Source organism: Saccharothrix sabaoui (assembly GCF_051756985.1).
GTDB lineage: Bacteria > Actinomycetota > Actinomycetes > Mycobacteriales > Pseudonocardiaceae > Actinosynnema.
The window spans coordinates 108,092-115,348 of sequence record NZ_JBPKJK010000004.1; the positions used below are offsets into that span (position 1 = coordinate 108,092).

Below are 7,257 nucleotides of genomic sequence, written 5' to 3' on the forward strand. Positions count from 1 at the left end.
CATGGTGAGCCTCATCGGTGCAGGCGCGGGTCTGGGCGAGGTCAGTCCCACGCGCGAGGAGTTCCGCGAGCTGGCCGCCGAGCGGCGGGTGGTCCCCGTGGTGCGGCGGCTCCTGGCGGACGCCGAGACCCCGGTCGGCCTGTACCGCAAGCTGGCGGCGGACCGGCCGGGCACGTTCCTGTTCGAGTCGGCCGAGAACGGCCGCTCCTGGTCGCGCTGGTCGTTCGTCGGCGCGCGCAGCGCGGGCGCGCTGACCGCCACCGGCGGCGAGGCGTCCTGGATCGGGCCGCACCCCGTGGGCCTGCCCGAGGGCGGCGACCCCATGGTGGCGCTGCGCGAGACCATCGAGGTGCTGCGCACCGACCCGCTGCCCGGCCTGCCCCCGCTGACCGGCGGCATGGTCGGCTACATCGGCTACGACGCGGTGCGCCGCCTGGAGCGGCTGCCCGAACTCGCCGAGGACGACCTGCGGGTCCCCGAACTGGTGATGCTGCTCGCCACCGACCTCGCGGCGCTGGACCACCACGAGGGCACCGTCACGCTCATCGCGAACGCCATCAACTGGGACGACTCCCCGGAGCGCGTGGACGCGGCCTACGACGACGCGGTGGCCCGGCTGGACCGGATGACCCGGGACCTCCAGTCCGCAGCCCCGGCGACGGCCGCCGTGTTCTCCCGCCCCAAGCCGGAGTTCACCCGGCGGCGCACGCGCGAGGAGCACCACGCGGTCGTGGAGAAGGCCAAGGAGGCCATCCGCGCGGGCGAGGCGTTCCAGGTCGTGCTCTCGCAGCGGTTCGAGATGCGCACCGACGCCGACCCGCTCGACATCTACCGCGTGCTGCGCACGTCCAACCCCAGCCCGTACATGTACCTGCTGCGGCTGGACGACTTCGACATCGTCGGGTGCAGCCCGGAGTCCCTGGTCACGGTGCGCGACGGCAAGGCGACCACGCACCCCATCGCGGGCACCCGGTGGCGCGGCGTGGACGCCGAGGAGGACGCGCTGCTGGAGAAGGACCTGCTGGCCGACCACAAGGAGCGCGCCGAGCACCTCATGCTCGTCGACCTGGGTCGCAACGACCTGGGCCGGGTGTGCAAGCCGGGCTCGGTGACCGTGGTCGACTTCTTCAAGGTCGAGCGGTACTCGCACGTCATGCACATCGTGTCCACGGTGAGCGGCGAGCTGGCCGAGGGGAGGACCGCGTTCGACGCGGTGGCCGCCTGCTTCCCGGCGGGCACCCTGTCCGGCGCGCCCAAGCCGCGCGCGATGGAGCTGATCGAGGAGCTGGAGCCCACCCGGCGCGGCCTGTACGGCGGCGTCGTCGGCTACCTGGACTTCGCGGGCGACGCGGACACCGCCATCGCCATCCGGACCGCCCTGGTGCGCGACGGGGTGGCGTACGTGCAGGCCGGCGGCGGCATCGTGGCCGACTCGGACCCCGTGGCCGAGGACAACGAGTGCCTGAACAAGGCGGGCGCTGTCCTGTCGGCCATCGCCACCGCGCAGACGATGGCCCCGGCGGTGGACCCGGCCGGTGTCTGACCACGACCCGCACCGGCCCGAAGCCGACCCCGAAGCCGCGGCGGCGGCGCGGGCGGGGGCGGCCCGGAGGCGTCCACTGTGGATCGCCGTGCTGCTGCTCCTGCTGGCCGCCGGCGCGCTGTGGGCCACCTCGACCATGACCTGGGGCGCCACCCGGGTGAAGCCGGAGGCCACCGGCGCCGAGGTCCAGCCCGCCCTGGTGCCGGTGGCGCTGTTCTGCGTGGCCGCCGTCGCCGCCGCGGTGGCGCTCGCGGGCTGGATGCGCCGGGTGCTGGGCGCCCTGGTGCTGCTCGCGGCCGTCGCGGTCAGCCGGATGGTGACCGCGGCCTCCCCGCCGGCGGCGGCGTACGCGGTCGTCCTCCTGGGCCTGCTGCTGATGGCCGCGGCGGGCCTGCTGCTGCTGGTCAGGGGCGCGGCGATGCCCCGGTTGGGCGGCGGCTACCAGACGCCCGGCGCGGCGCGGCGGAGCGCCGACCCCGAGCGCGAGCTGTGGAACGCGCTGGAGCGCGGGGACGACCCGACCGAGCGGGAGTGACGCCCGCCGGACCGGCCGGTGCCGCACGTTTGCGCACGTGGGCTCGTGAGGACCCTTATCAGCAGCGTGAACGCGGCGACCCCGGTGGCCGGAGTCGGTCCGCGACGGGGTTAGCATCCACGTGGCGGGAAGGGGAGCATGACGTGCGGGAGCTTGCGAGGGAACCGGAAGGTCTGACGGAGTCGGGCGAGGTGCTCGGATGACCGTTCTCGAGTCGATCATCGAAGGCGTCCGCGAAGACCTCGCCGTGCGCGAGGCGGCACTGCCCTTCGACGTGCTGAGGGCCAAGACGGCCAAGGTCGCGCCGCCGCAGGACGTGATGTCGATCCTGCGCGGGCCGGGCGTGGGGGTGATCGCCGAGGTCAAGAGGCGCAGCCCCTCGAAGGGGGCGCTGGCCGAGATCCCCGAGCCCGCGGAGCTGGCCGTCCAGTACGAGCTGGGCGGCGCGCGGTGCATCAGCGTGCTGACCGAGCAGCGCCGCTTCGGCGGTTCGCTGGAGGACTTCGACGCGGTGCGCGCGGCGGTGGGCGTCCCCCTGCTGCGCAAGGACTTCATCGTCAGCCCGTACCAGGTGCACGAGGCGCGCCTGCACGGCGCCGACCTGGTGCTGCTGATCGTGGCGGCGCTGGAGCAGAACGCGCTGGTCTCGCTGCTGGACCGGGTCGAGTCGCTGGGCATGACCGCCCTGGTCGAGGTGCACACGGCCGAGGAGGCCGACCGCGCGCTGGAGGCGGGGGCGAGCGTCATCGGCGTGAACGCCCGCAACCTGCACACCCTGGAAGTGGACAAGGACGTCTTCGGGCGGATCGCGCCCGGCCTGCCCTTCGACACGATCAAGATCGCCGAGTCCGGGGTCACCGGGCCGGGCGACCTGATGTCGTACGCGGGCGCGGGCGCCGACGCGGTGCTGGTCGGCGAGAGCCTGGTGACGAGCGGCGACCCCAAGGTCGCGGTGAACAAGCTGGTGACGGCGGGGTCCCACCCCGCGTGCCCCCGGCCCAGCAGGTAAGACACAGCCGGTAGGAGGAGTGCGCATGTCGCGCGGCCAGTTGGCTCCGACACCCCACGACCCGGACGAGCGGGGTCACTTCGGGCCGTGGGGCGGCCGGTTCATGCCGGAAGCCCTGATCGCGGCGGTGGACGAGCTCGCCGCGTTCTACGAGAAGGCGCGGGTCGACCCGGAGTTCCTGGACGAGTTCGCCCGGCTGCTGCGCGACTTCGCCGGACGCCCGTCGCTGCTCACCGAGGCGCCGAAGTTCGCGGCGCACGCGGGCGGCGCACGGGTGTTCCTCAAGCGCGAGGACCTCAACCACACCGGCTCGCACAAGATCAACAACGTGCTGGGCCAGGCGCTGCTGACCAAGCGCATGGGCAAGAAGCGGGTCATCGCCGAGACCGGCGCCGGCCAGCACGGCGTGGCCACGGCCACCGCCTGCGCGCTCATGGGCCTGGACTGCGTCGTCTACATGGGCGAGGTCGACACCGAGCGGCAGGCGCTCAACGTGGCCCGGATGCGGCTGCTCGGCGCGCAGGTCATCCCGGTCAAGAACGGCTCGCGGACGCTCAAGGACGCGATCAACGAGGCGCTGCGCGACTGGGTCGCCAACGTCGACGACACGCACTACCTGCTGGGCACCGCGGCGGGGCCGCACCCGTTCCCGGTGCTCGTGCGCGACTTCCACCGGGTCATCGGCATCGAGGCGCGGCAGCAGATCCTGGAGAAGGCCGGTCGCCTGCCCGACGTCGTCGCCGCGTGCGTCGGCGGCGGGTCCAACGCGATCGGCATCTTCCACGGCTTCATCGACGACCCGTCCGTGCGGCTGGTCGGCCTGGAGCCGGGCGGCGACGGCGTCGAGACCGCGCGGCACGGCGCCACGCTCACCAAGGGCACGCCCGGCTCGCTGCACGGCGCCATGTCGTACGTGCTCCAGGACGCCGACGGGCAGATCGCCGAGGCGCACTCCATCTCGGCGGGCCTGGACTACCCCGGCGTCGGCCCCGAGCACGCCCACCTCAAGGACATCGGGCGCGCCGAGTACCGGCCGGTGACCGACGCCGAGGCGATGGACGCGTTCGCCCTGCTCTCCCGCGAGGAGGGCATCATCCCGGCGGTCGAGTCGGCGCACGCCCTGGCCGGTGCGATCAAGCTCGGCCGCGAGCTGGGACCGGAGTCGCTGATCCTGGTGAACCTGTCCGGTCGCGGCGACAAGGACATGGACACCGCCGTCAAGTGGTTCGGGCTGGGAGTGGACGCATGAGCAGGCTGTCCCCGCTGTTCGAGGCGTGCCGGGCCGAGTCGCGCGCGGCGCTGATCGGCTACCTGCCCGCCGGGTACCCGACCGTCGAGGGCTCGAAGGACGTGCTGCGGACGATGGTGTCGTCCGGGTGCGACCTGGTGGAGGTCGGCCTGCCGTTCTCCGACCCGGTGATGGACGGGCCCACCATCCAGCGCGCCGCCGAGACCGCGCTGCGCGAGGGCTTCCGGGTGCGCGACCTGTTCGGCGTGGTCGAGTCGGTCGCGTCGGCGGGTGGCCGGGCGGTCGTCATGACCTACTGGAACCCGGTGCTGGCCTACGGCGTGGACCGCTTCGCGCGCGACCTCGCGGCGGCCGGCGGGCTCGGCGTCATCACCCCCGACCTGGTGCCCGACGAGGGCGAGGAGTGGATCGCCGCGGCGCGCGCCCACGACCTGGACCGGATCTTCCTGGTCGCGCCGTCGTCCACCGAGGAGCGCGTCGCGATGACCGCCCGGGCGTCGAGCGGGTTCCTGTACGCGACCTCGGTGATGGGCGTGACGGGGGCGCGCGACGTCGTGTCCTCGGCCGCCCCGGCGCTGGTCGGGCGGGTGCGCGAGCACACCGACCTGCCGGTGGGCGTGGGGCTGGGCGTGCGCAACGGCGCGCAGGCGGCGGAGCTGGCCGGGTTCGCGGACGGGGTCATCGTCGGGTCGGCGTTCGTGTCGGCGGTACAGGACGGCACGGTGGCCGCGCTGACCGAGGAGCTGGCGGGCGGGGTGCGCCGCACGGCGGCTGCCGTGTAGCACGCACGTTCGAGTGAACCAGCCCGTTCGGGGGTGGGTCCCCGGACGCCGGACGGCGTCGAGCACGTCGAGGCGGCGCGCGGCCAGGACGGCGTGCTCCGGCTCGAACGACCCTTCCCGGTAACAATCGAGCTGTCGGCGCAGAGCACCCCCGGCCACCCACTACGGTGGTCGGCGTGGTGACGACTTACCTCGCGACGATCCCGAGCCCCGACCAGGGCGTGTGGCAGCTCGGACCGATCCCGCTCCGCGCCTACGCCCTCTGCATCATCGCCGGCATCGTGGTGGCGATCTGGTGGGGCGAGCGCCGGTGGGTGGCCCGCGGCGGGCTGAAGGGCGAGGTCACGGACATCGCGGTGTTCGCGGTGCCGTTCGGCCTGGTCGGCGGCCGGCTCTACCACGTGGCGACGGACTACCACAAGTACTTCGGCGAGGGCCGCAACCCGCTGGACGCGCTGGCCATCTGGAACGGCGGCCTGGGCATCTGGGGCGCCATCGCGCTGGGCGGCGTGGGCGCGTGGATCGCGTGCCGCCGCAAGGGCATCCCGCTGCCCGCGATGGCGGACGCGCTGGCGCCCGGCATCGTGGTCGCGCAGGCCATCGGCCGCCTCGGCAACTACTTCAACCAGGAGCTGTACGGCGGTCCCACCACGCTGCCGTGGGGCCTGGAGATCTACGAGCGGGTCAACCCGGACACCGGCTTCAAGGACGACCTGGCCGGCGTCGCGCTGGACCACACGCCGATCGAGGTCGTGCACCCGACGTTCCTCTACGAGCTGCTGTGGAACCTCGGCGTCGCGCTGCTGATCGTGTGGGCCGACCGCAGGTTCCGCCTCGGCCACGGCCGGGTGTTCGCGCTCTACGTCGCGGGCTACACGGCGGGCCGGTTCTGGATCGAGCTGATGCGGACCGACCCGGCGACCGAGGTCTTCGGCCTGCGCATCAACGTGATCACGTCGGTCGTGGTGTTCGTCGGCGCGGTCGTCTACTTCGTGCTGGCCGCGAAGCGGGGCGACCGGGAGGTCGTCGTGCGGCCCGACCCGGACGCCGAGGGCACCGAGGCCGGGGGCGGTGCGACGGCCGCCGGCAAGCCCGCCGAGGGGTCCGCCGGCGCGGCCGGGGACGGGCCCGAGGACGACGTGGCGCACGAGCCGGCCGGCGCGCCGGAGCCGGGGAAGAAGACGGTGCCGGACGACGGGCCCGCCGACAACGGGCCCGCGGGCGGCGGCGACGGGCCGGAGCGGTAGGGCGGCGTGCGCATCCTCGTCGTCGAGGACGACGACCGGGTGGCGCGCGGCCTGCTCACCGCCCTCAAGCACGCGGGCTACGAGGTCCACCGGGTGGGCACGGCGGCGGCGGCGCTGACCGCGCCGGCGGCGGACGTGGTGCTGCTCGACCTGGGCCTGCCCGACGGCGACGGCCTGGACGTGCTGCGCGAGCTGCGCCACCGCACGGGCACGGCGATCATCACCGTCACCGCCCGCGGCGAGGAGCGCGAACGGGTCCTGGGCCTGCGCCTGGGCGCCGACGACTACGTGGTGAAACCGTTCGGCACGGCCGAGCTGCTGGCCCGCGTCGAGGCGGTGCTGCGCCGCACCCGGTCGGCCCGGGCCGCCGAGCGCGAGCACGAGGTCACCCTGGGCCCGCTGACCCTGGACCCGGCGAGCCGGGAGGCCAGGGTCGACGGCGAGCCGGTGCCCCTGACCCGCAAGGAGTTCGACCTGCTCGCGCTGCTCGTCGGCCGCGCGGGCACGGTGGTCAGCCGCGACCTGATCGTGGACCAGGTGTGGCAGGCGCACTGGGAGGCGCCGTCGCGCACCCTCGACACCCACATCGCGGCGCTGCGCGGCAAGCTCGGCGACGCCCTGCGCATCGAGACGGTCCGGGGTGTGGGCTACCGCGTGGCGGCCCACACCCCGTAGCTCACCAGGTGTGCGCGACGTCCACGACGACCCGCCCCGGCAGGGTGAACACCCGGAACGGCAGCAGGGCGCGGGTGCCCAGGCCGATCGTCGACCGGCCCTCGAACGACCCGGCCCACGCGGCCTGCCGGAACGTGGCGTAGCCGGTCACGTCGACCAGCTCGGACCGGTTCGCCGGCGAGTACGTCTCCTCGCGGTCGGCGGGGACGTAGCAGGT

9 protein-coding genes are annotated in these 7,257 nt (G+C 74.1%); 8 read left to right on the plus strand and 1 reads right to left on the minus strand.

From position 1 onward, the window contains the following. Window position 1 precedes the first annotated feature (1 nt). From ACR807_RS02625 to ACR807_RS02660, 8 genes are all read left to right on the plus strand, one after another. The gene (locus ACR807_RS02625) at window positions 2-1,543 is read left to right on the plus strand and encodes an anthranilate synthase component I (RefSeq protein ID WP_438919538.1); all 1,542 of its coding nucleotides are present in this window, start codon (window positions 2-4) and stop codon (window positions 1,541-1,543) included. Continuing rightward, complete coding sequence (locus tag ACR807_RS02630; protein ID WP_438919539.1) at window positions 1,536-2,078, plus strand: Trp biosynthesis-associated membrane protein; 543 nt, start codon at window positions 1,536-1,538, stop codon at window positions 2,076-2,078. Before ACR807_RS02625 ends, ACR807_RS02630 begins: the two co-directional genes overlap by 8 nt. Window positions 2,079-2,277: 199 nt before the next feature. Beyond that, a complete protein-coding gene (trpC, locus tag ACR807_RS02635; protein ID WP_438919540.1) occupies window positions 2,278-3,087 on the plus strand; it encodes an indole-3-glycerol phosphate synthase TrpC in 810 nt (269 codons plus the stop codon). 25 nt (window positions 3,088-3,112) lie between these two features. Next, the gene (trpB, locus tag ACR807_RS02640) at window positions 3,113-4,336 is read left to right on the plus strand and encodes a tryptophan synthase subunit beta (protein WP_438919541.1); all 1,224 of its coding nucleotides are present in this window, start codon (window positions 3,113-3,115) and stop codon (window positions 4,334-4,336) included. Continuing rightward, window positions 4,333-5,118 (plus strand): tryptophan synthase subunit alpha, encoded by a 786-nt coding sequence (gene trpA / locus ACR807_RS02645; RefSeq protein ID WP_438919542.1) that lies wholly within the window; start codon window positions 4,333-4,335, stop codon window positions 5,116-5,118. Before trpB ends, trpA begins: the two co-directional genes overlap by 4 nt. Before the next feature lie 33 nt (window positions 5,119-5,151). Then, complete coding sequence (locus tag ACR807_RS02650) at window positions 5,152-5,301, plus strand: hypothetical protein (protein WP_438919543.1); 150 nt, start codon at window positions 5,152-5,154, stop codon at window positions 5,299-5,301. Beyond that, complete coding sequence (lgt, locus tag ACR807_RS02655) at window positions 5,298-6,365, plus strand: prolipoprotein diacylglyceryl transferase (RefSeq protein WP_438919556.1); 1,068 nt, start codon at window positions 5,298-5,300, stop codon at window positions 6,363-6,365. Before ACR807_RS02650 ends, lgt begins: the two co-directional genes overlap by 4 nt. A gap of 6 nt (window positions 6,366-6,371) precedes the next feature. Next, complete coding sequence (locus ACR807_RS02660) at window positions 6,372-7,040, plus strand: response regulator transcription factor (RefSeq protein WP_438919544.1); 669 nt, start codon at window positions 6,372-6,374, stop codon at window positions 7,038-7,040. A 1-nt stretch (window position 7,041) separates the two neighbouring features. On the opposite strand, the gene ACR807_RS02665 is transcribed toward ACR807_RS02660, so the two are convergent. After that, the coding region (locus tag ACR807_RS02665; RefSeq protein WP_438919545.1) for an AMIN-like domain-containing (lipo)protein at window positions 7,042-7,257 on the minus strand (216 nt) is incomplete at its 5' end.

What these genes read in the sequence shown, in the direction of transcription:
- ACR807_RS02625 (WP_438919538.1), top strand. Translation starts at nt 2, where the DNA reads ATGGTGAGCCTCATCGGTGCAGGCGCGGGTCTGGGCGAGGTCAGTCCC.
- trpC (WP_438919540.1), top strand. Translation starts at nt 2,278, where the DNA reads ATGACCGTTCTCGAGTCGATCATCGAAGGCGTCCGCGAAGACCTCGCC.
- trpB (WP_438919541.1), top strand. Translation starts at nt 3,113, where the DNA reads ATGTCGCGCGGCCAGTTGGCTCCGACACCCCACGACCCGGACGAGCGG.
- trpA (WP_438919542.1), top strand. Translation starts at nt 4,333, where the DNA reads ATGAGCAGGCTGTCCCCGCTGTTCGAGGCGTGCCGGGCCGAGTCGCGC.